This is a genomic window from Candidatus Methylomirabilis limnetica (genome assembly GCF_003044035.1).
GTDB classification, from domain to species: domain Bacteria; phylum Methylomirabilota; class Methylomirabilia; order Methylomirabilales; family Methylomirabilaceae; genus Methylomirabilis; species Methylomirabilis limnetica.
The window spans coordinates 34636-56092 of record NZ_NVQC01000020.1; the positions used below are offsets into that span (position 1 = coordinate 34636).

A 21457-nucleotide genomic window follows, 5' to 3' on the forward strand; every position below is an offset into this window, starting at 1 on the left:
GCGCCCCCCGCATTCCGTCCTCACACCCAGAGGCCGCCGTGAACGTGGAGGATTGCCCCCGTCACGTATCGCGCCCTCTCGGATGCCAGGTAACTCACCGCCTCGGCGACATCGTCGGGTGTGCCCAATCGACCAAGGGGGACCATCCGGGCCCAGGCCGCTTTGTCCTCAGCGAGATACTCACCGTAGGTCTCGGTCTCGATGAAACCGGGGTTCACGGCGTTTACCCTGATGCCCCAGGGCGCTTCGGATCTGGCGAGCGATCTGGTCAGCATGATCACGCCGGATTTGGCGATGTAGTAGGCCGGGGCCTCAAAGACGCCGATCGGCGAATGCTCGACATTGAGCGCCCCGATGTTGGTGATGCTGCCGGCTCGCTTCTCTCGCATGACCCGCAGGGCTGCCCTGCTGCAATAAAAGGCGCTACTCAGATTACTGTCCAGGGTTCGTCGCCACTCGTCGTCGGTGGTGTCATACAACGCCCGCGTGAGAAACGGACCAACGTTGTTGACCAGGACATCAAGGGATCCGAGTTGGCTGATCGCCGTCTCGATAAGATAGGACGCGCCGGCGGAGACGGATACATCCGCTTTAACAGCCACCGCCTTTACAGGGAGGTCCTCGAACTCCCGGAGGGCCACTTGGACCGCATCCTCGTCGCCATGATAGTTCAGGACGACGTCACAGCCATCCTGGGCGAGGCGCCGAGCGATCGCCTTGCCGATCCCTTTGGTGCTGCCGGTAATTACCGCAACCCGTCGTGATTCCACTCGCTTAATGCCTCACGCATTAAAAGTCATCAGCTATTTGTCTTCAGCCTTCAGTCTTTCTTTTCCTCATCTTATGCTCGCCACGCTGAAACTTCAAGACGAATCCACCCTCGCCGATGTGGGCGGCGTCATACTGCGGCACCAGAATTACTTGACTTATTTTGGGCGGGCTGTAGAATTCGGTTTACACAAAGTTGGACGGTTAGCTCAGATGGTTAGAGCGCCGCCTTCACACGGCGGAGGTCACTGGTTCGATCCCAGTACCGTCCACCACGATCCCCCTGCCGCTGGGCAGGGGGTTTTTATTTTCCCTACCCATTTCAGCTTGACATCAGTGAACTCGTTCAGTAGGCTCCATTCAATCATACGGGTTACCCCTGTAGGGGCGCAATTCATTGCGCCCTCCGGGGTAAGAGGGCATGATGAATCACGCCCCTACGATCCTTAATCCATCGTTTTAGAGGGGCATTGCATGGCCTTCAATCCGGACGTTCATCATCGCCGTTCGATCCGATTGAAGGACTACGATTATGCCCAACATGGTGCGTACTTCATCACCATCTGCACACGGAACCGAGAACGTCTATTGGGGTCCGTACAGGATGGGCAAATAGTCTTAAATGATGTTGGAAATATTGTCGAATCGGTATGGCATGGGCTACCCAATCGCTTTCCATCCGTTGGATTGGATGCGTATGTCATCATGCCCAATCATGTCCATGGCATCATCACCGTAGGGGCGCAATTGATTGCGCCCTGCCCGGTCGGTCGCAACGATAAGGCCGGTCAAGAGGGCATGATGAATCACGCCCCTACGATCGTGGGCAACCCGGCGGGCATGATGAATCACGCCCCTACATTGGGCAATATTGTTCGCACATTCAAGGCTGCATCAACCAATGTGATTCGGAAAAGTCGAGCTCCCGCCTTTGCCCGGCAACGCAACTACCACGAGTACATCATCCGGGATGAGCGATCGCTGAACGGTATTCGTCGGTACATCCAGGTCAATCCGCTGCTTTGGTTATATGACAGAGAAAATCCTCAAGCAGTATGCGTACCCAACAAAGAGGTCAACCGGGTACTGGCGAAGCACTACAACTTCACGAACGAGGACCTGGATTTCATCATTATACGATGTCAAGTACCGGTTGACATAACAGATGGGTTCAGTAGGCTCGATTTTGTTCAAGATGCTGATCTTTCTTATGAATGAGGCGTGAGGGGGAAGATGTGAAAGGCGTGCAATCGGGCGGTGTGACGGAGCGGGTGCGGCAGATCGGCGAACGGGTGCTTGCCGGAGATACGGTGACGTTCGAGGAGGCCGTCGAGCTCTTCGAGCGCTCCGATTACGACGTTCATGAACTGTTCCACGTGGCCAATCGTCTCCGGCTTAATCAGTTCGGGAACCGGATCCATCTCTGCGGCATTATCAACGCCAAGAGCGGCCTCTGTCTGGAGGACTGTAGCTTTTGTAGCCAGTCCGCTCACCACGCTACCCAGATCCCGAGGTATGGTGTAGTATCCCCAGACGAGATGGTCCAAGCTGCCAGAAAGGTCAGGGAGCACGGCGCCTCCGCGCTTGGGGTCGTCACCGCGGATCGCGGCTACACCGCCGCGTCAGCGGATTTTCGTCAGCTTGTCGAGGGGATCCAGGCTATTGCGCAGGACGGCCTGGTAGAGGGTCACGCCTCCCTCGGAATCATGGGTGACGAGGAGTTTCGACAGCTCAAGGTGGCAGGTCTCACCACGTTCAATCACAACTTGGAGACCGGCCGCTCCTTCTTTCCGAAGGTCTGTACGACCCACACCTATGACGAGCGTGTGAGCACCGTCAAGGCCGCCAAGGCTGCCGGGATCAGGGTCTGTAGCGGCGGGGTCATCGGGATGGGGGAGAAGCCGGTGCATCGCGCCGAGCTCGCCTTCGCCCTCAAGGAGCTGGACGTAGACGAGGTCCCCCTGAACTTCCTGATCTCTGTGGAAGGGACCCGATTGGAGAAGGCCACCCCGCTCTCACCGCTCGAAATGCTGAAGGTGATCGCACTCTTCCGCTGGATCCTCCCGACCAAGAACATCTTTATCTGCGCCGGCAGAGCGCATCTGGGCGAACTGCAATCGATGATCTTTTTCGCCGGCGCGAGCGGAATGATGGTCGGCGACTTCCTCACGACCAAGAACCGAAGCGTGAGCGACGATCTCAAGATGCTTCATGGTTTGGGGCTTGAGTTCGGCGAATCCTTGCTCGCCCTGGAACGCCAGGCCGCGACTGCCGCCATCTAACTCGCGCGATCCCCATGCGCATGAACGTCTGACCCCCTCACCTTTGTCCTCTCCACCCGGTGAGGGGAGAGGAGTTTTTCTTGTTGCCCCTCGCCCCTTTGGGGGAGAGGGTGCGGGTGAGGGGGTTTTCGAATCCATGGCCTCTCGCAGTCATCGGCTCCGGCAGGACGACAAACGATACGTGTGGCACCCGTTCACCCAGATGCAGAGCTGGTTGCATGAGTGCCACCCGATCATCGAGCATGGCAAGGGAAGCACCCTCATCGATGTGGACGGGCGCCGTTACCTGGACGGGATCTCCTCGCTCTGGGTGACCGTCCACGGCCACCGTAAGGGGGCGATCGATCGAGCCATTCGCGCCCAACTTGGCAAGATCGCCCACACCACCTTCCTGGGCCTGTCTCATCCGCTCGCCATTGAACTGGCTAAGGCGCTCGTCCGGATCACCCCGCAGGGACTCGCCAAGGTCTTTTACTCCGACAACGGCTCGACCGCCGTCGAGATCGCGCTTAAGATGGCGTTTCAGTACTGGCAGCAGCGGGGCGGGGCTTTTGCCCGCAAGAGGAGGTTCATCGCCTTGGAAGAGGCGTATCACGGGGACACACTGGGCGCGGTCAGCGTCGGCGGCATCGATCTGTTCCACCAGCTCTACCGGCCGCTCCTCTTTCCGATCTGGAGGGTCCCGTCGCCATACCGGGCGCCGTGGGATCGCTCCAGACGGCTTGATCCGCTGAAACGATTGGAGTCTCTTCTGAAGCGACACCACGATCAGGTGGCCGGCCTGATCGTAGAGCCGCTGATGCAGGCCGCGGCCGGGATGCTGCCCTCACCGCCGGGCTTCCTCAAAGCCGTGCGATCGCTCTGCTCGCAGTACGACGTTCTCCTGATCCTGGATGAGGTCGCCACCGGCTTTGGCCGAACCGGGACGATGTTTGCCTGTGAGCAGGAGGGGGTGGCGCCCGACCTACTCTGCCTGGCGAAAGGGCTTACCGGCGGCTACTTGCCACTGGCCGCGACGCTGGCGACACAGCAGATCTTTGACGGCTTCTGCGCCCCATATGAGGAGAAGAAGGCCTTCTTTCATGGGCATAGCTACACCGCCAACCCGCTGGCCTGCGCCGCCGCCCTCGCGAACCTCCAGTGTTTTCAGCGAGAGCAGACCTTGAGGCGCCTGCAGCCCAAGATCGCCTTGCTCCGTCGAGAACTTGAGGCGCTCCGGTCGCTGCCTCACGTGGGCGACATCCGACAGGTGGGGTTTATGGTTGGGATTGAGATGATGCGTGACCCGGCCCGGGGGGAGCCATACCCATACGAGGCCAAGACCGGGATTCGGACGATCCTGGAGGCGCGACGACGGGGGCTGATCATCCGGCCGCTGGGCGATGTCATCGTCCTGATGCCGCCCCTCTCGATCTCTCAGAGGGACATTGTCAGGATGGTTCGAATTGTCGGCGACTCTATCACCGCTGCAACGGAGTAATATCCCATGTGCCTGCGACGCGCCCATGGGGATGAAAGCTTGCCTTCCGCACCCCCTCCCCAACCCTCCCCCCTCGGAGGGGGAGGGGACAGGTGGGGGGGACTTTCTGGCCGATGAAAGCCGAGAGACGCACAGGTCTGTTTGTCGCCGGGACCGATACCGGCGTTGGGAAGACGCTGATCACGGCCGGGCTGAGCCATGCCCTGCGGATCCTGGGGATTGATGTTGGGGTGATGAAGCCGGTCGAGACCGGCTGCCCCACCAAGGCTGGGAGGCTGCGACCGCTGGACGCCTTGACACTTCGTGAGGCCGCAGGATCGCGGGACGCCATCGATCTGATCAATCCATATCGTTTTCATGAGCCCCTTGCTCCGATGGTCGCGGCCGAGCGGTCCGGGCGATACATCGATGTCGGGCGACTGGAGGAGCGGTTTACTCGTTTGGCCGATCGGCATTCGGTGGTCCTGGTCGAAGGCGCCGGCGGCCTGCTGGCTCCCATCACCGAAGAGACATCGTGTCTCGACCTCGCTGTCAGACTTCAGCTACCCCTACTCGTCGTGATCGGGTCCAGGCTCGGCGCGCTAAACCATGCCAGACTTACTGTTGAGGCCGCGCTCCATGTCCGCATCCCGGTGGCAGGAGTATTCCTGAACCATTTTCACGTGGATCGTTCAGCCGCTCGGACGACAAATCTTTCGGCTCTCCGCCGGCTCTTACCCGTACCACTTCTCGGAGAGATCCCGCATCTCTCCAGCAAGAAGGGTCAGGCTCTCTGGTGCCATCCCATCCTTCAGCGACTTCTGGCGCGATCCCTTCGACAGATTCTTCCGGAGACCATCGCTCGGGGTGAGACATGATGATCAAGCTGAGACCCGCGATACTCATGCTGTCGCTCCTGACCTTGTTGCTGACCTCCTGCGCCACCCCAAGGCAGGGACCGCGGCCATGGGAAGAGCTGTCGGGCGAGAGAGGTCTGGCATCCTGGTACGGTCGTCCGTACCATGGTCGGCGTACCAGTAATGGCGAGGTCTATGATATGTATCAGCTATCGGCGGCTCACCGCGAGATCCCGCTCGGCAGTTGGGTGGAGGTAATCAATCTCAACAATGACCGGTCCCTCACCGTGAGGATCAACGATCGGGGGCCGTTCGTGGATGGGCGAATCATCGATCTCTCATACGCTGCAGCCTCATTGCTGGAGGTAACGGGTCCTGGTGTGGTACCGGTCAGGGTTCGACTTACCCAAACGCCGCAGGGGGACGTGGGCCCTGGGAGGTATTCGGTGCAGGTGAGCTCATTTACAGTAGAATCGAACGCCCTCGCGCTGAAGGCGGAGCTAGAGCAGAAGATTTCAGGTGTTCGCATGGTGAAAGCTCTGGTAGGTGGAGAGGCGTACTATCGAATCCGGGTCGGGCACTTCACCTCCCGCGCCGAGGCCCAGACGACGGCGGAGCGGCTTGCTTCACTGGGCCATCGGGTCCTGATAATGGGTTCTGAAGACCGCCCCTGAGGCGCTGCCTGCACGTCTCGGTCACCGACGCGGAAGTCCGGGGCGTTCGCTTGCTGAACACCTCCAAGATCACGATGGCAGCCAATTCTCATAACAGCAAGCAGTGAAGTAAGGCCTGAAGTACCTTGACACCTGTCACCCACGCTTCCTATAATCGGACCAATTCGACAGGAGGTTAGATGAGCGAAGAACATTCGTTAGTAGGCGAGCGGATGCGGAAGCTGGCGGAGCTTGAAGCGGCCGGCGTTGACCCGTATCCAGCCCGGTTCAGTGCCACGCATCTCGCGGCCGATCTGCACCGGGAGTATGCGGGTCTCTCTGAAGAGGGGGACGCGGGGGCTCCTCAGGTGTCGATCGCCGGGCGCCTGATGTCCGTACGGGGTCACGGGAAGGCGACATTCGCTCACCTCCAGGACGGTTCCGGGAGGATTCAGATCTACATCGTACGGGATACCGTCGGTCTCGAGGCATACGACCTCTGCAAGAAGCTGGATGTTGGCGACTACCTGGGGGTGGAAGGCCAGCTCTTCCGGACGCGGACAGGAGAGCTCACGGTGCGAGCCATGACGGTTCAGCTCCTGTCGAAGTCGTTGCGACCGCTGCCGGAAAAGTGGCATGGACTGACTGACGTGGAGACCCGTTTCCGTCAGCGCTATCTGGATCTCATCGTGAACCGCCAGGTCGCGGACGCCTTCAGGACGCGTAGCCGCTTGATCACGGAGATCCGCCGCTTCCTTGAATCGAGGAGGTTCCTGGAAGTCGAGACCCCCATGATGCAGGCGATGGCAGGTGGCGCCATGGCGCGCCCCTTTGTCACACACCACAACGCCCTCGACCTCACGCTGTATCTGAGAATTGCCCCCGAGCTCTATCTGAAGCGGCTCGTAGTGGGAGGGTTCGACCGGGTCTTCGAGATCAACAGGAGCTTTCGAAATGAGGGGATCTCCACCCAGCATAACCCTGAGTTCACAATGCTGGAGTTCTACCAGGCGTATGCCGATTACCGGGATTTGATGGTGATGACGGAAGAGCTGTTTGCTCATCTGGCCAAGGAGATCACGGGAGGCCAGGAGGTGATCTATCAGGGGCAGCGGATATCCTTCGCTCCGCCATGGCCGAAGCTTACGCTGGAGGAGGCCCTTGTCGAGCTGGCTGGACTTGATGCAGAGGTCCTCGCAACGGAAGACGGCGTGAGCGCGACGGCCAGACGCCATGGGGTGGGCATCTCACCGGGTTGGGGCAGGGGGAAGGTGCTGGCGGAGCTGTTCGACGCCCTGGTGGAGCCGAAACTCTTACAGCCCACGTTCATCATCGATTTTCCCACCGAACTCTCCCCCTTGGCCAAAGCGAAACAAGGGGATCCGACGACGGTTCAGCGGTTTGAGCTGTTCGTTGGCGGGATGGAGATCGCCAATGCCTACTCTGAGCTGAATGATCCGCGTGAGCAGCGCGCCCGTTTTCTTGACCAGTTACGGCAGCGGGATCAAGGCGATCTGGAGGCCCATGGCCTGGATGAGGATTATCTGCGTGCATTGGAGTACGGGATGCCTCCGACGGCTGGTGAAGGGATCGGTATCGATCGGCTGGCTATGCTCTTCACCGACTCCGCCTCCATTCGTGATGTCATCCTCTTTCCTCTTCTGAAACCCGCCCAAGGCGAACCCTGTCCTGAGTCCTGTCGAAGGGAAGACGGTACCGATGCCGTTTGAACTGTTCGTGGGGCTTCGGTATCTGAAGGCGAGGCGAGGGCATGCTTTCATCTCCCTGATCACGCTGATCTCTATCGGTGGCGTTGCCCTTGGCGTTATGGCGCTCATTGTCGTTCTGGCGGTGATGAGCGGGTTTGAGCGTGACCTTCGAAGTAAGATCCTCGGGACCAATGCCCACCTCTGGATCATACGTCATGGGGATCGAGGGGTGGAGGAGCCGGCTCAGACGCTTGTGCGGGTTCGCGATGTTCCGCACGTGGTGGCTGTTTCTCCCTTCACCTACCACCAGGTGATGCTGAGCACGGGTCGAGGGGCGGGCGGGGCGGTCCTTCGTGGCATCGATCTCGACTCCGCGCAGGAGGTCACGGCGCTGACCAGGAGCTTTACCGAGGTCGATCCGGTACGCCTGAAAGGACCAACTGAGGGAAGCGGATGGCGTCTTGACCCCGAGGGGATCATCATCGGGCGCGCCCTGGCAACGAATCTCGGAGTGGGTCTCGGCGGGCGGGTGAATGTTATTTCCCCCTTCGGAAATGTACTGACCCCATTCGGGCTTGCGCCGCGCATGCGAGGTTTTACCGTGGCCGGGATCTTCGAGATGGGAATGTATGAATACGACAGCGCCCTCGCCTATATTACTATTGCGACGGCTCAGCAGTTCTTCCAGATGGGACAATCAGTGACAGGGATCGAGGTAAAGGTGGACGATCTGTACAAGGCAAAGGAGGTGGGGGCGGAGATTCAGCGACGACTTGGGTTCCCGTACGTCGCGCGGGACTGGATGCAGTTGCATCGTAATCTCTTTGCTGCGCTGAAGCTGGAAAAGATCGCCATGTTTATCATCCTGACGATGATCGTTCTGGTGGCCGCCTTTAACATCGTGAGCACCCTGACCATGAAGGTGATGGATAAGGGGGCGGAGATTGGCATCTTGAAGTCGATTGGCGCTACCTCCAGGAGCATCATGGCGATCTTCATGGTGGAGGGATTGGTGATTGGACTTGTCGGTACCCTGTTGGGGACTGCGGGGGGCGCCATTATCTGTAAGCTGCAGGAGACCTATAAAATCGTCAGTCTCCAGGGCGATGTCTATCTGCTGGATTCCCTCCCGATCTTAATGAAAGGGACCGACATGGTCTTGATCGCCTCCTCGACGCTGGTCCTGAGCTTTCTCGCGACGCTCTATCCTTCCTGGCGGGCGGCCAAGCTTGACCCAGTCGTCGCGATCCGCTATGAGTGAGTTTATCAGAGCAGATGGCGTCTACAAGTCGTTTCAGATCGACGGTGGACCAGTTGAGGTTCTGAAGGGTGTTGACCTCAGTATTGAAAAGGGAGAATTCATTGCAATCGTGGGACCTTCAGGAGCCGGCAAGAGCACGCTCCTGCATCTGCTAGGCGCCCTGGATCGCCCAACCGAAGGTGAGATTTTCTGTGAGAATGTCAGTCTTGGGCAGATGGACAATGGGCAACTGGCCGACTTTCGCAACCGGACTGTCGGCTTTATCTTTCAGTTCCACCATCTACTTCCAGAGTTCACCGCACTGGAGAATGTCATGATGCCGCTCTTAGTGGCGCGCCGGAAGCGGTCACAGGCACGGGAGATCGCCGCGTCTCTGCTGAGGGATGTGGGGCTCGAGTCCAGACTCTTGCATCGTCCCTCTGAACTTTCCGGCGGAGAGCAGCAACGAGTCGCTATCGCCAGGGCCCTTGGCGCCGGACCCAAGATCATCCTCGCAGACGAACCGACCGGAAACCTGGATACCAAGACAGGAGATGCGACCTTTGAGCTGCTCCATTGGCTGAATCGAGAACGTGGCCTCACCTTTGTCATGGTGACGCACAATGAGAAGTTAGCCCATCGATCGGATCGGATCGTGACAATATTGGATGGTAGAATTGTAGAGGAGCCCGTCCGTCAAGCCCCCGCCAACCATTCGATGATCTCAGGGTAAACGAGAGTTTGCGGGACAGGCCCAGAGAGGGCTTGAAATTCTGAAAGGATCGGCTATACTGAAAATGCTGGTGGTTCCAGGGTACTGAAGAGAGGGGAGCGAGGAGATGTTCGAGCGATTTACAGAGCGAGCCCGCAAGGTGATTATCCTGGCCCGGGAGGAGGCGATCCGCCTCGGACACAACTTCGTCGGTACTGAGCACCTGTTGCTTGGACTGATCCGCGAGGGCGACGGACTCGCGGTCGCGATCCTCAAGAAGCTGAACGTGAATATCTCCGCGGTGAAGGGAGAGATCGAGAAGATCGTCTCAGCCGGCTCAGAATTCAGCCCCGCCGGCGAGATCCCCTTTACCCCGCAGGCGAAGAAGGTCCTGGAATATGCTATCTCTGAAGCGAGATCGCTTGGACACAACTATATCGGGACAGAGCATCTGCTGCTCGGACTGATCCGCGAGGGCGAAGGGATCGCCTCCCTGGTCCTGAGGGACTTCGGCGTCAGCGTAGCCTCTGCGAAGGCGCAGGCCCAGGAGCTACTGGGCGAGCAAGCCTCGAAGCCCACGTCGTCGACCAGGACACCTGCGCTGGATGAGTTCGGTGTAGACCTGACCGCGATGGCGCGCCAAGACCGGCTGGATCCCGTCATCGGCCGTGAGACGGAGATCGAGCGGGTCATCCAGATTCTCTCGCGCCGGACAAAGAACAATCCGGTCCTGATCGGGGAGGCCGGCGTGGGAAAGACCGCCATCGTGGAAGGGCTTGCGCAACGTATTGTGGCCAGTAACGTGCCGGAGACCCTGCTTCGGAAGCGGGTCGTCCAACTCGACCTCGCCGGCATGGTGGCCGGGACGAAGTATCGCGGTCAATTCGAGGAGCGGCTGAAGGCCGTCGTCAGGGAGATTCAGACGACGCAGAGCATCATCCTGTTCATCGATGAGTTGCACACGTTGGTGGGCGCCGGCGCCGCAGAGGGCGCGATCGACGCAGCCAGTATGTTGAAGCCGGCGCTTGCGCGCGGGGAGCTGCAGTGCATCGGTGCGACCACCCTCGACGAGTTTCGCCGCCACATTGAGAAGGATCGAGCATTGGAGCGACGGTTTCAGGCAGTCCAGGTCGGGCCGCCGAGCGTGGAGGAAACGATTCTGATCCTCCGGGAGATTAAGGATCGCTATGAGGCGCATCACTGCGCGGTCATCACTGACGAGGCCGTGACGGCTGCTGCGCGTCTGTCCCAGCGCTACATTGCCGACCGCTTTTTGCCTGATAAGGCTATTGATGTCATTGACGAGGCCGGCTCACGAGCGCGGCTGAAAACCCTGATGCTGCCACAGGATCTCCGCGAGATGGAGAACGAAGTCGAACGCCTCCGAGCCCAGAAGGAAGACGCTATCCGGACCCAGGCCTTTGAGGTTGCGGCCAGGCTCCGAGATTCGGAGCGCAAGCTCCGGACCGAGCTAGAAGAGAAAAAGGCTCACTGGAAGGAGTCCAGGGCGAAGAAAGAGACTGTTGTGACGGCCGAGGAGGTTGCCTATATCGTCTCCAAGTGGACAGGCATTCCGCTGTACCAGATCGAGGAAGAGGAATCCTCCAAGCTGATCCGAATGGAGCAGGATCTTGAGAAGCGGGTGGTGGGGCAGACCGAGGCCATCGAGAGCGTGAGTCGCGCGATTCGCCGTTCGCGGGCCGGGATTAAGAACCCGGGCCGTCCCGTCGGGTCGTTCATCTTCCTTGGACCAACCGGCGTGGGGAAGACCGAGCTAGCCAAAGCGCTGGCGGAATTCCTATTCGGAACGGAGGACGCGCTGATCCGCGTCGATATGTCGGAGTACATGGAGCGCTTCTCCACCTCTCGTCTTATCGGCGCCCCTCCGGGGTATATCGGGTACGACGATTCGGGCCAGCTCACTGAGAAGGTTCGGCGTCGGCCATTCTCTGTCGTCCTCCTTGATGAGATAGAAAAAGCTCATCCGGATGTATTTAATCTGCTCCTCCAGATCTTTGAGGATGGTCGCCTTACCGACAGCTATGGTCGCATTGTTGACTTCAAGAATACCATATTGATCATGACGAGCAACATCGGCGCCCGTCAGATCGGTCTCCATGCTTCAATGGGCTTTGCCAAGGGCGGTGACGAGACGGTCACATACGACAAGATGAAGGATACCGTCATGGGCGAGCTGAAACGGGCCTTCAATCCGGAACTGCTTAATCGGATCGACGAGATGATTGTCTTCCACCAGTTGAGCAAAAGCGAACTCTGTAAGATTATAGATCTGATGCTCGCTCGTCTCCAGCTTCAGCTTGCGGAGCGCAAGATCTCGCTTGTGGTCGACGAGAGCGCGAAAAACTTTCTAATCAACCGAGGTTTTGACCCAACCCTTGGCGCCAGGCCCCTCCGCCGTGCCATTCAGCGCTATGTGGAGGATCCATTAGCCGAAGAGGTCTTGAAGGGGCGATTTATAGAAGGAGGCACCCTCAGGGTTAAACTCGAGGGTGACGCCTTGACATTCGAAGAGGTCAGCCTCCTCGAAGCCTCTAAATAGCCTCACCTCTTTCCACCCCACATCTCTTCACTTGCGGTCCGTCCTGGTGAGTTTCTCCTTGTGCTTGTGCGGCAAAGGTAGTATAAATACTGGATTTCATTTGAGTGTAGGTATCTCGTCCAGAATCGAGGAGCGATAGCGATCGGTGTACGCCTTCGCGAATAGCGTAAAAGTTCTTGTCGCCAGTTCTCTCGTCTTCTTTTTGGCGTTGACGCTTGGTGAAGCTTATGGCCAGGAACAGGCACAGGTCAAACAGCTCGATATCAAGGGAAGCCGAAAGATCGACGAGGCCACGATCCGGTTCAAGCTCAAGACCAGGGTTGGAGAGGCGTTCTCTCTGGAAAAGATCAGGGAGGATGTTAAGACGGTCTATCGGTTGGGCTTTTACGACGATGTCGCTGTGGATGCCGAAGTCTTTGAAGGGGGCCTGAAGATCACCTTCATTCTCACTGAAAAGCCAACCATCCGGGAAGTGAAGATCCGAGGCAACAAGCAGATTGCCACTGACAAGATCAAGGAGAAACTCACGCTGACTGAGGGGGGGGTATTCAGCCCGCAGGCCGTGACGGCGAATGCGGACAAGGTCCGGTTGTTTTATGAAGAGGATGGGTATTACCAGGCCAAGGTTCTCCCGCAAGTAGACAAGACTGCGGAGGGTGATGTCGCGGTCACCTTCCAGATCGATGAAGGGGGAAAGTTTGAGATTTCTACCATTCGAATCCATGGAGCCAAAGGGTTAAGCGAGCAGGAGATCAAGGCGCGCATGGCCACCAGGGAGCTGTTCCTGTTCTTCTTTTTTGGGACGCTGAAACGGGATGAGTTGCAACGCGATCTCGATCGGATCAAGGCCTTCTATCTGGATAATGGCTATCTTGACATTAAAGTGGGGGAGCCGGAGATCCGGGTGGTCGAGGCAAGGCAGTCACTCGAGATCAGTATGCGTGTGGAAGAGGGCCCGCGGTACCGGGTCGGAGAGGTACGGGTGACTGGTAGCACCGTCTTTTCCACCGAGGAGGTATTGAAGCCGCTTCAGATCGCCAAGCAGGGCGTTTTTAGCCGGGAGGTGCTCCAGCGGGACATGTTGACCCTCACCGACCGGTATTCGGAGCGTGGCTATCTCTTCGCGGATATCGCCCCGACCATTAATACCGATCGAGAGAACCATATTGTGGATGTGGGCCTGGAAATCGGTGAAGGGAAACAGGCCTTCCTGGAGCGAATCGAGATCTCAGGCAACACAAAGACCCGAGACAAAGTAATCCGACGGCAGATCCCTCTGATCGAGGGCGACTTGTACAATAGCCGCCTGCTGGCGCGCGGTCGCCAGAATCTGAACAACCTTGGCTACTTCGAGGATGTCAAGGTCGAGACCCGTCGTGGCACGTCTGAGGATCGAGTGGACGTCGATGTCGTGGTGAAGGAGAAGCCGACCGGCTCCTTCAGTCTCGGAGGCGGCTTCAGTTCGATTGACGGGATGATGGGTACGGGCTCCATCACCCAGGATAACTTTCTCGGATTGGGACAACGGGTCTCTCTCTCAGCACAGCTTGGCTCCAGGGCCAGTCGGTTTGCCCTGAATTTCTTTGATCCCCACATTCTAGACACTGAGACCTCGTTTGACGTCTCGGTGTTCAACCAGCGCCTGCTCTTCAACGAGCAGGTCGGCTATAATCAGGATATCAAGGGCGGCTCGATGGCCTTTGGCCGGCGGCTCTACAAGCAGTTGTTCGGTACCCTTGGGTACCGGTACGAGGTGAACCGGATCTTTGATGTTAACGATGACGCCCCGGAAGAGATCAAGGACCAGGAAGGGACGAATACGACCGGACGGGTCTCTGTTGGTCTCTCGTTGGATCTCAGGGACAACCCACGTGATCCGACCAGAGGCTTCAACGGGGCTGCAACGTATCAACTTGCCGCGTCCTTTCTGGGTGGGGAAAACAAGTTCAATCGCTTAAACCTCGACATGGGCTACTACCACCCACTGATCTGGAAAATAGTCGGTCATGTACGCGGAAACCTGATTGTCGCGGAGCCATACGGCGGGAAGAACCTGCCGGTCCAGGAACTGATCTACCTTGGTGGCACCAACACCGTTCGGGGGTTCAAGACCTTCCACCTGAGCCCTATCGATCCTGCAACAGGAGAACGGATCGGCGGTAACAAGGCCATCTACTTCAACAACGAGGTGATGTTCCCCATCTATGAGCCATTGGGTTTGAGGGGCTTGCTCTTTTTCGATGCGGGTAATGTCTGGACCGAGGGGGAAAGTATCTCGTTAGATCTGCGACCGACTGCCGGGGGCGGAGTTCGCGTCGCCACCCCCTTTGGTCTGGTGCGGGTCGAGTTGGGCATCAACCTGGACAAGCAGAAAGGGGAGTCGAGTAGTGCCGTGCACTTGACGGTCGGATCGATGTTTTAGCACCAGGAGGAAATGAGACGTATGGCGCGATCGAATCGTGGTGAGCGATGGTGGCAGTTCTGGGGGGCTGCGGCGGTGGTCTTGATGGCATCCGTGAGCTGGGCTGCGGATCCCCCGATGAAGCTCGGGTTTGTAGATTTTCAGATGGTCATCTCGCAGTCGAAAGAGGGGCAGGCGGCGATGACTACGGTTAAGGCGGAGGCAACCGAGAAACAGAAAGATATCAGCGCTAAAGAGGCTGAGATCAAGCAGATGGACGCGGATCTCCAGAAGCAGGCATCCGCCCTGAGTGATGCTGCAAAGAAGGACAGAGAGGAAGAGATTCGACGCAAGCTTCGTGATCTCAAGCGAGTGACAGAGGATTTCAATCGCGACCTGGCCAAGCGGGAAAGCGAGATGGTGAACGAGTTGCTCAAGGATCTCACAGTTGTGACCCGGGACTATGGCAAAGAGAAAGGGTTCACCCTCATCGTTGAGAAGGGGCAGAGCGGTGTGATCTATAGTAACGATACGGCCGATCTCACTAAAGAGATCCTGGAACGCTACAACACCCGCCGAAGTAAAAAGTAGTTGTGGCGATGCAACTGAGGGAGCTGGCTGAAAAGCTGAGGTGCCGGCTGGTAGGCAACGATGATGTCGATGTCCGGCGTCTCGCTCCACTGCACGAGGCGGGTGAGGGAGACTTGGTCCTTGTGGTGAACGCACGCGACCTACCGGCACTGGAGGCGACCAGGGCCTCTGCTGTGATTGTACGTGAGGGGAGTCCGCCCTGCTCTAAGCCGGCGTTGGTGACGAACGATCCGTATCTGGCTTTTGTCCAAGCCCTCCGTCTTTTCTACACCCCGGACCGTCCAACGCCTGGCGTCCATCCATCCAGCATCGTGGCTGAGGGCGCGCGTCTTGCAGAGGATGTTGCGATCGGGCCGCTCTCGGTCGTCGAGACAGATGTGACGATTGGCCCGAGAAGCATCGTGGGCGCCCAGGTCTACATCGGCAGGGGCAGCCACATTGGCGCCGACTGTTGGTTTTACCCGCAGGTCATGGTCCGGGAAGGCGTCGAGATCGGCGATCGTGTGATCATTCATAGCGGGGCTGTGATAGGTAGCGATGGCTTCGGGTATCTGAAGGACGGACAGGGGGTCCGCATCAAGATCCCGCAGGTGGGGCGGGTGATTCTCGAGGATGACGTTGAGATCGGTGCCAACGTTACAATCGACCGAGCGACAATGGGGGCGACGCGGATCAAGCGTGGGACCAAGATCGACAATCTGGTCCAGATCGCACACAATGTTGTCGTAGGAGCGGATACGGTAATTGTGGCCCTGAGCGGCATCTCCGGCAGTACGAAGATCGGAGATCGGGTGACGCTGGCCGGCCAGGTCGGGGTCGTCGATCATGTTGAGATCGGCGACGATGTGACCGTGGGAGCGCAGGCTGGAGTTAGTAAGAACCTTCCGCCTGGGGGTGTCTTCCTGGGTTCTCCCGCCGTACCGCATCTCGCATTCAAGCGCAGCGTCGCCGCGGTGAATCGGCTCCCCCAAATCCTGAGTACCCTTAAGCGTATTGAGGCTCGCTTGGCATCGTTAGAGGGCGCCGCTTCGGAACGGAGGGAGGGGGCGCAGCCTTCTCAGTCGGCGTCTGATGGGGGACCCCAGTGATCGATAGTCGACAAATTCAGGATATGCTTCCCCACCGGTATCCCTTTCTCCTGGTCGATAGGATTCTTGAGATCGAGCCGGGAAAGAGGGTGGTAGGGCTCAAGAATGTGACCATTAACGAGGCATTCTTTCAGGGTCACTTTCCAGGGCAGCCGATTATGCCGGGAGTACTGGTGATCGAGGCGATGGCGCAGGTCGGAGGGATCCTGTTGATGCGGACGCTGAACGTGAGCGCCGAAAAGAAGCTCCTGTATCTTGCCGGCATCGACCGGGCCAGATTTCGCAGGCCTGTGCTGCCCGGGGATCAGGTGAGATTAGAGGTCGAGTTAATCCAACTCAGGAGCCGCACCTGTCGAATGCGAGCTAGCGCCATGGTGGATGGCAAGCTGGCTGTGGAGGCTGAGTTGTCGTGCATTGTCGTTGACCGGGGATCCCCTAACCTTCCTCCAGGCGTTCCAGTGGCGATGGGGGAACAATGATACAAATTCATCCGTCAGCGGTTGTTGCACCGGAGGCCAAGCTTGGACCGGACTGTAGCGTCGGCGCCTTTTCGGTCATCGGTCCTGATGTCACCGTGGGGTCCGGGACCGTCATCGGTTCGCATACCCTCATTGATGGGATTACAGAGATCGGAGAACGGTGCCAGATTTTCTCTCACGTAGTCCTTGGCGCCGTGCCCCAAATCTTTCAGGATCGAAGTGAGATGACCCGGCTGATAATAGGTGACGAGACAGTCATCCGGGAGTTCGCATCGGTCCATCGCGGATCCTCGAAAGGCAGGGGCGCTACGATACTAGGGCGCAGGAACTACATCATGGCCTATGCGCATATTGCACACGATTGCCTCTTACGTGATGACGTGGTAGTCGCCAGTCAAGCTGGACTGGCCGGCCACGTCGAGATCGAAGACCGAGCGGTTATCGGTGGGCAGGCAGGGATCCATCAGTTCGTCCGTATCGGACAATACGCCATGGTTGGCGCCTGCTCGGCAGTTTCGCAGGACATCCCACCCTTCGTCAAGGCGCAGGGGGACCGGGCCAAGTGCTTCGGTTTGAATACGGTTGGTCTTCGCCGCCATGGTATTGGTCAGGAGGCGATCCTTCACCTCAAGCAAGCCTATCGGTTACTCTTCCTTTCCAACCTTAATACGTCTCAGGCTCTGGAGAGGATTGCATCGGAGGTGAGCTCCTGTCCAGAGATCGATCACCTGATTCACTTCATCAAGCTCTCGACGAGAGGGATCGCGCGCTAACGCGATGTGTCGAGTTTCGAGTTCCGAGTTTCGTGTTGAAGAAGATCTTACGTGCAAGGGAACCTTCGACTCAGCACCTGGAACTGGAGAGCCAAACCCGAAACCCGAAACTCGCAACTCGAAACGGTAAAGTCGATGGAATGCCTCGGGATCATAGCCGGCGGAGGGCCGCTTCCGGTCGTAGCGGCGCGGGAAGCGCGCATGCAGGGGTTCAAGGTCGTGGCGGTGGCCATCGAAGAGGCTGCCTCTGCCGATCTGGCCAATGAAGTAGATACGATCTGTTGGGTGGGAGCCGGACAGCTTGGCCGGTTGATCGCGGTGCTAAAGCAAGAGAAGGTGACGAATGCTGTGATGCTTGGGAAAGTCCCGCTCGACCGCCTCTTCTCGCGCGTAAAGACCGATCTGGATGGCTTGCTGCTCTATCTGAAGCTCAAAGACCGACGCGGCGATACGATCCTCGCGGGTGTAGGCGATGCGTTGAAACAGAAAGGGATCACTCTGCATGATTGTCGGCGGTTCCTTTCTTCGATCGTATTGCGGAAGGGGATGCTGACGGCGCGGGCGCCAAGTTCCTTAGAGCAGCAAGATATCGACTTTGGAAGAGAGCTTGCCAGAGCCATCGCGCAGTTGCGAATCGGCCAAACTGTCGTGGTCAAACGCCGAACTGTCCTGGCAGTGGAGGCGATCGAGGGAACTGATGCCGCCATTCGCCGCGGCGGCAAACTTGGGAATGGGGGAGTGGTGGTCGTCAAGGTTGGGCGTCCCGACCAGGATATGCGCTTCGATCTTCCGGTCATCGGACCGGAGACCGTGGTAGCGCTCGAAGAGGCGGGCGCGACTGCGCTTGCCCTGGATGCCGATCAGACCTTGATTCTAGATCGGGAAAAGGTAGTGGCGACTGCCGACCGACTTGGGCTAGCGATGGTGGCAGATTAGCAGCAGGACGGCCATCAGCCGTCAGCTATCCGCCAAGACCCAGAGCTGAATGCTGACTGCTGATGGCTGATCGCTGCCTCTAAGAGCGAGTTCGCTCATGCCGATGCAATGGGAAGGAAGAATCCGGAATGAAGAACGGGCATCCAATTCGAGTCGGTGTGGTGGGTGTTGGCTACGTGGGGCAGCACCACGCCAGAATCTATTCGGAGATGACGGGCGTTGAGCTGGTCGGGGTGGTCGATATCGACGAGACCCGCCTGCAGGAGTTGGGGACGCGGTACCGTATCCAACTGTGTCGCGATTACCGCGAGCTCCTGGGAAGGGTGGATGCCGTCAGTGTAGCGGTGCCGACCCTGGCGCACTACTCGATCACCAAGGAGTTCCTGGAGCGCGGGGTAGACGTCCTGGTGGAGAAACCGATCGCGCAGTCCCTCGCTCAGGCCGACGAACTGGTTGGGATTGCCAAGGCTGACGATCGAATCTTCCAGGTTGGGCATATCGAGCGATTCAATGGTGCGGTCAAGGCGCTCGAGAGCATTGTGAGGAGCCCTGGTTTCATCGAATGCCACCGTCTTGGCCCTTTCGCCCACCGCAACACGGATGTTGATGTTGTTCTCGACCTGATGATCCATGATATTGACATCGTGCTGAACCTGATCAAGTCGCCTGTCGTCGCAGTAACGGCCGTCGGTGTCCCGGTCATCTCCGATCAGGTGGATATCGCCAACGCACGGCTCCAGTTTGAGTCGGGGTGTGTCGCGAACCTGACCGCCAGCCGGGTGAGCGTCGAACGAGTCCGACGGGTGCGGATATTTCAGCGGGACACCTTCATCTCTCTTGACTATTCTCAGCAAGAGATTGCTGTCTACCATCGCATCCCGGCGGCGGATTCAGATGCCGAAGCACCTCCCACGATCGTCAAGGAAGAGATTCCTATCGATAAGGCAGAGCCGCTTCGCGTCGAGCTCGAGAGCTTTATCGAGTGCGTCCGGACTAGAAAGAGACCGCTGGTCTCAGGCGAGGACGGCCGGGACGCCCTGAAGGTGGCCTCTCAGATTATGGAGAAACTGTAGGCCAGATGCGAGATGGCCGGATTCTGATCGTCGCAGGGGAGCCCTCAGGAGACTTGCATGCCGCTTGCGTAGTTCAAGAACTCCTGCGGCGCGCCCCCCACCTTACTATAGAGGGAATCGGGGGAGACCGGATGCGCCAAGCGGGTGTCCGCCTCCATGCACATGTTGGCGATCTGGCGGTGGTCGGCATCGTCGAGGTTGCTGCCAGGCTTCCCGCCATCTGGCGGGCATATCGGAGCATGATCCGGTGTTTACGCGAGCGACGCCCGGATCTGATGATCCTTGTAGATTTTCCGGACTTCAACCTGAGGCTCGCCCGCCGGGCATTCCGACTTGGCATCCCCGTTGTCTATTTCATCAGTCCGCAGGTGTGGGCTTGGCGTGCTGGCCGGATACGGTCGATCGCGAAGTATGTCCGACGGCTCCTGGTGATCTTTCCCTTTGAGGAGAGTTTCTATCGCGAAAGGGGGATCGAAGCCGTGTATGTCGGTTACCCGCTCCTGGATCAGTTAACGTCTTCACCATCAATGCAGGAGGCAAGGCGCCGCCTGGAACTGGAGGGGACGGCCCCAGTGCTGGGGCTCTTGCCCGGCAGCCGCGTGGGTGAGATCATGCGACATCTACCTATCTTACTCAGGTCGATCAGGCAGCTGATGATAGAGCAGCCGGGTCTTCGCGTCATCATTGCCGTGGCCGACGGTCTTCCCCTCGACCTCATCAGATCCTACTTGAATCAAGAGGTTATCTCGGCGAGGGTTGTTCAGGGGCGAACCTATGAGGTCATGGCTGCCTCGGACGTGATCCTTGTGGCTTCAGGTACTGCGACCCTGGAGGCGGCCATTATCGGTACCCCCATGGTGATCGTGTATCGCCTCGCATTTCTCTCGTGGCTGCTGGGCCGCGCGTTGATCAGGGTTCCGTACATCGGCATGGTAAATCTGGTAGCGGGAAGACGAGTTGTACCTGAGCTGATTCAATTTCACGCGACGCCCGAGCGGATCGCTGACGAAGTGCGCCGGTTGCTCCTGTCGACGGAGCAACGTCTCCAGATGCGGCAGGATTTCCAGCAGGTACGTGATCGATTGGGGCCGCCGGGAGCTATAGGTCGGACGGTAGACGTTATCCTTGAGTGCTTGCAGTCTGGCGCCGGGGAGGGGATGGCGGTCCAGAGAGGGTAATGGAGAAGTCGCCCTTTTCCAGAGCGGTCGCTGTGCTCAGGGAAGGTCGTTTTGTGCTGCGTATCGTTCCATGGCTTGCTGCGAGGGTTATGCAATGCCTATTTCGGCTGCTGCGGATCGTTCATGTTGGCCGTACGTATCCTGAAAGCTGCTGGGCAAAGGGGGAGCGAATCATCGTGGTCTTCTGGCACGGCCGGCTCCTGATGATGCCCTTTGTCTATCCCGGGAAGCCGGGAGTGCTCCTTGTCAGCCAGCATCGGGATGGGGAGTATTTCAGCCGAATTGCAACGCTTCTCGGGTTCGAGGTGATTCGAGGCTCAGCGACACGTGGCGGCATGCGCGCTCTCAAGCAGATGATTCGCGCCATCAAAGGAAGGCTGAACCTGGTTGTTACCCCGGATGGCCCAAAGGGACCGCGAGCAAAGGTCAGGCCCGGCGTCATCGAGGTGGCGAAGCTGACGGGGGCTCCTATTGTGCCGGTGAGCTTTAGTGCGTCGCGACGCCGAATCCTCCAGAGCTGGGACGCCTTCCTCGTACCGGTCCCATTCTCCCGTGCCGTATACATCTGGGGGGAACCGATGTACGTTCCTCCGACGGCGACTAAGGATGAGGTGACAAAGTATCAGGAAGCCCTCGAAGAACGCCTCGACCTGCTCACGATGAAGGCCGACGATTACTTCAGGGCGAATCTGTGACGA

General features: G+C 58.5%; 19 protein-coding genes and 1 tRNA gene. 19 read left to right on the top strand and 1 reads right to left on the bottom strand.

Going from position 1 to position 21457, the window contains the following annotated elements:
- Positions 1–20: 20 nt before the first annotated feature.
- A complete protein-coding gene (locus CLG94_RS06720) occupies positions 21–770 on the bottom strand; it encodes an SDR family NAD(P)-dependent oxidoreductase (RefSeq protein WP_161954065.1) in 750 nt (249 codons plus the stop codon).
- A 196-nt stretch (positions 771–966) separates the two neighbouring features.
- Between CLG94_RS06720 and CLG94_RS06725 the strand changes: the two genes are divergently transcribed.
- The 19 genes from CLG94_RS06725 (at position 967) to CLG94_RS06820 (ending at position 21454) form a co-directional block, all read left to right on the top strand.
- Positions 967–1043, top strand: a tRNA-Val gene (locus CLG94_RS06725).
- Between the two features lie 199 nt (positions 1044–1242).
- Positions 1243–1986, top strand: coding sequence for a transposase (locus CLG94_RS06730; RefSeq protein WP_193450641.1), 744 nt, complete (start codon positions 1243–1245; stop codon positions 1984–1986).
- A gap of 17 nt (positions 1987–2003) precedes the next feature.
- Positions 2004–3050 carry a biotin synthase BioB gene (bioB, locus tag CLG94_RS06735; protein WP_161954066.1) on the top strand — a complete coding sequence of 349 codons (1047 nt, stop codon included), beginning with the start codon at positions 2004–2006 and terminating at the stop codon, positions 3048–3050.
- A 136-nt stretch (positions 3051–3186) separates the two neighbouring features.
- Positions 3187–4530: an adenosylmethionine--8-amino-7-oxononanoate transaminase gene (bioA, locus tag CLG94_RS06740; RefSeq protein WP_107562102.1), complete on the top strand. Its 1344-nt coding sequence runs from the start codon at positions 3187–3189 to the stop codon at positions 4528–4530.
- A gap of 113 nt (positions 4531–4643) precedes the next feature.
- Complete coding sequence (gene bioD / locus CLG94_RS06745; protein WP_107562103.1) at positions 4644–5387, top strand: dethiobiotin synthase; 744 nt, start codon at positions 4644–4646, stop codon at positions 5385–5387.
- Positions 5384–6040 (top strand): SPOR domain-containing protein, encoded by a 657-nt coding sequence (locus CLG94_RS06750; protein ID WP_107562104.1) that lies wholly within the window; start codon positions 5384–5386, stop codon positions 6038–6040. The genes bioD and CLG94_RS06750 overlap by 4 nt, the downstream gene beginning before the upstream one ends.
- 179 nt (positions 6041–6219) lie before the next feature.
- Positions 6220–7749 (top strand): lysine--tRNA ligase, encoded by a 1530-nt coding sequence (gene lysS, locus CLG94_RS06760; protein ID WP_107562105.1) that lies wholly within the window; start codon positions 6220–6222, stop codon positions 7747–7749.
- A complete protein-coding gene (locus tag CLG94_RS06765) occupies positions 7739–8989 on the top strand; it encodes a lipoprotein-releasing ABC transporter permease subunit (RefSeq protein ID WP_107562106.1) in 1251 nt (416 codons plus the stop codon). The genes lysS and CLG94_RS06765 overlap by 11 nt, the downstream gene beginning before the upstream one ends.
- Positions 8982–9701 (top strand): ABC transporter ATP-binding protein, encoded by a 720-nt coding sequence (locus CLG94_RS06770; protein ID WP_107562107.1) that lies wholly within the window; start codon positions 8982–8984, stop codon positions 9699–9701. Before CLG94_RS06765 ends, CLG94_RS06770 begins: the two co-directional genes overlap by 8 nt.
- Positions 9702–9807: 106 nt before the next feature.
- Positions 9808–12240: an ATP-dependent Clp protease ATP-binding subunit gene (locus tag CLG94_RS06775; protein WP_107562108.1), complete on the top strand. Its 2433-nt coding sequence runs from the start codon at positions 9808–9810 to the stop codon at positions 12238–12240.
- Between the two features lie 145 nt (positions 12241–12385).
- Positions 12386–14662, top strand: a complete 2277-nt coding sequence (gene bamA, locus CLG94_RS06780; protein WP_107562109.1) for an outer membrane protein assembly factor BamA — start codon at positions 12386–12388, stop codon at positions 14660–14662.
- A gap of 21 nt (positions 14663–14683) precedes the next feature.
- Positions 14684–15232 (top strand): OmpH/Skp family outer membrane protein, encoded by a 549-nt coding sequence (locus CLG94_RS06785; protein ID WP_161954067.1) that lies wholly within the window; start codon positions 14684–14686, stop codon positions 15230–15232.
- A gap of 8 nt (positions 15233–15240) precedes the next feature.
- A complete protein-coding gene (lpxD, locus tag CLG94_RS06790; protein WP_107562111.1) occupies positions 15241–16320 on the top strand; it encodes a UDP-3-O-(3-hydroxymyristoyl)glucosamine N-acyltransferase in 1080 nt (359 codons plus the stop codon).
- Positions 16317–16799, top strand: coding sequence for a 3-hydroxyacyl-ACP dehydratase FabZ (gene fabZ / locus CLG94_RS06795; RefSeq protein ID WP_107562112.1), 483 nt, complete (start codon positions 16317–16319; stop codon positions 16797–16799). The genes lpxD and fabZ overlap by 4 nt, the downstream gene beginning before the upstream one ends.
- Complete coding sequence (gene lpxA, locus CLG94_RS06800; protein WP_107562113.1) at positions 16796–17572, top strand: acyl-ACP--UDP-N-acetylglucosamine O-acyltransferase; 777 nt, start codon at positions 16796–16798, stop codon at positions 17570–17572. Before fabZ ends, lpxA begins: the two co-directional genes overlap by 4 nt.
- 51 nt (positions 17573–17623) lie before the next feature.
- Positions 17624–18508 (top strand): LpxI family protein, encoded by an 885-nt coding sequence (locus tag CLG94_RS06805; protein WP_107562114.1) that lies wholly within the window; start codon positions 17624–17626, stop codon positions 18506–18508.
- 128 nt (positions 18509–18636) lie between these two features.
- Complete coding sequence (locus CLG94_RS06810; protein WP_107562115.1) at positions 18637–19581, top strand: Gfo/Idh/MocA family protein; 945 nt, start codon at positions 18637–18639, stop codon at positions 19579–19581.
- Positions 19582–19586: 5 nt separating this feature from the next.
- Positions 19587–20759, top strand: coding sequence for a lipid-A-disaccharide synthase (lpxB, locus tag CLG94_RS06815; RefSeq protein ID WP_107562116.1), 1173 nt, complete (start codon positions 19587–19589; stop codon positions 20757–20759).
- Positions 20759–21454 carry a lysophospholipid acyltransferase family protein gene (locus CLG94_RS06820; protein ID WP_107562117.1) on the top strand — a complete coding sequence of 232 codons (696 nt, stop codon included), beginning with the start codon at positions 20759–20761 and terminating at the stop codon, positions 21452–21454. The genes lpxB and CLG94_RS06820 overlap by 1 nt, the downstream gene beginning before the upstream one ends.
- Positions 21455–21457: the final 3 nt, after the last annotated feature.

Bases quoted from the DNA above. Each gene is read 5' to 3' on its own strand.
- CLG94_RS06730 (WP_193450641.1), top strand. From the start codon at position 1,243: ATGGCCTTCAATCCGGACGTTCATCATCGCCGTTCGATCCGATTGAAG.
- bioA (WP_107562102.1), top strand. From the start codon at position 3,187: ATGGCCTCTCGCAGTCATCGGCTCCGGCAGGACGACAAACGATACGTG.
- bioD (WP_107562103.1), top strand. From the start codon at position 4,644: ATGAAAGCCGAGAGACGCACAGGTCTGTTTGTCGCCGGGACCGATACC.
- CLG94_RS06750 (WP_107562104.1), top strand. From the start codon at position 5,384: ATGATGATCAAGCTGAGACCCGCGATACTCATGCTGTCGCTCCTGACC.
- lysS (WP_107562105.1), top strand. From the start codon at position 6,220: ATGAGCGAAGAACATTCGTTAGTAGGCGAGCGGATGCGGAAGCTGGCG.
- CLG94_RS06765 (WP_107562106.1), top strand. From the start codon at position 7,739: ATGCCGTTTGAACTGTTCGTGGGGCTTCGGTATCTGAAGGCGAGGCGA.
- CLG94_RS06770 (WP_107562107.1), top strand. From the start codon at position 8,982: ATGAGTGAGTTTATCAGAGCAGATGGCGTCTACAAGTCGTTTCAGATC.
- CLG94_RS06775 (WP_107562108.1), top strand. From the start codon at position 9,808: ATGTTCGAGCGATTTACAGAGCGAGCCCGCAAGGTGATTATCCTGGCC.
- CLG94_RS06785 (WP_161954067.1), top strand. From the start codon at position 14,684: ATGGCGCGATCGAATCGTGGTGAGCGATGGTGGCAGTTCTGGGGGGCT.
- lpxD (WP_107562111.1), top strand. From the start codon at position 15,241: ATGCAACTGAGGGAGCTGGCTGAAAAGCTGAGGTGCCGGCTGGTAGGC.
- lpxA (WP_107562113.1), top strand. From the start codon at position 16,796: ATGATACAAATTCATCCGTCAGCGGTTGTTGCACCGGAGGCCAAGCTT.
- CLG94_RS06810 (WP_107562115.1), top strand. From the start codon at position 18,637: ATGAAGAACGGGCATCCAATTCGAGTCGGTGTGGTGGGTGTTGGCTAC.
- lpxB (WP_107562116.1), top strand. From the start codon at position 19,587: ATGCGAGATGGCCGGATTCTGATCGTCGCAGGGGAGCCCTCAGGAGAC.
- CLG94_RS06820 (WP_107562117.1), top strand. From the start codon at position 20,759: ATGGAGAAGTCGCCCTTTTCCAGAGCGGTCGCTGTGCTCAGGGAAGGT.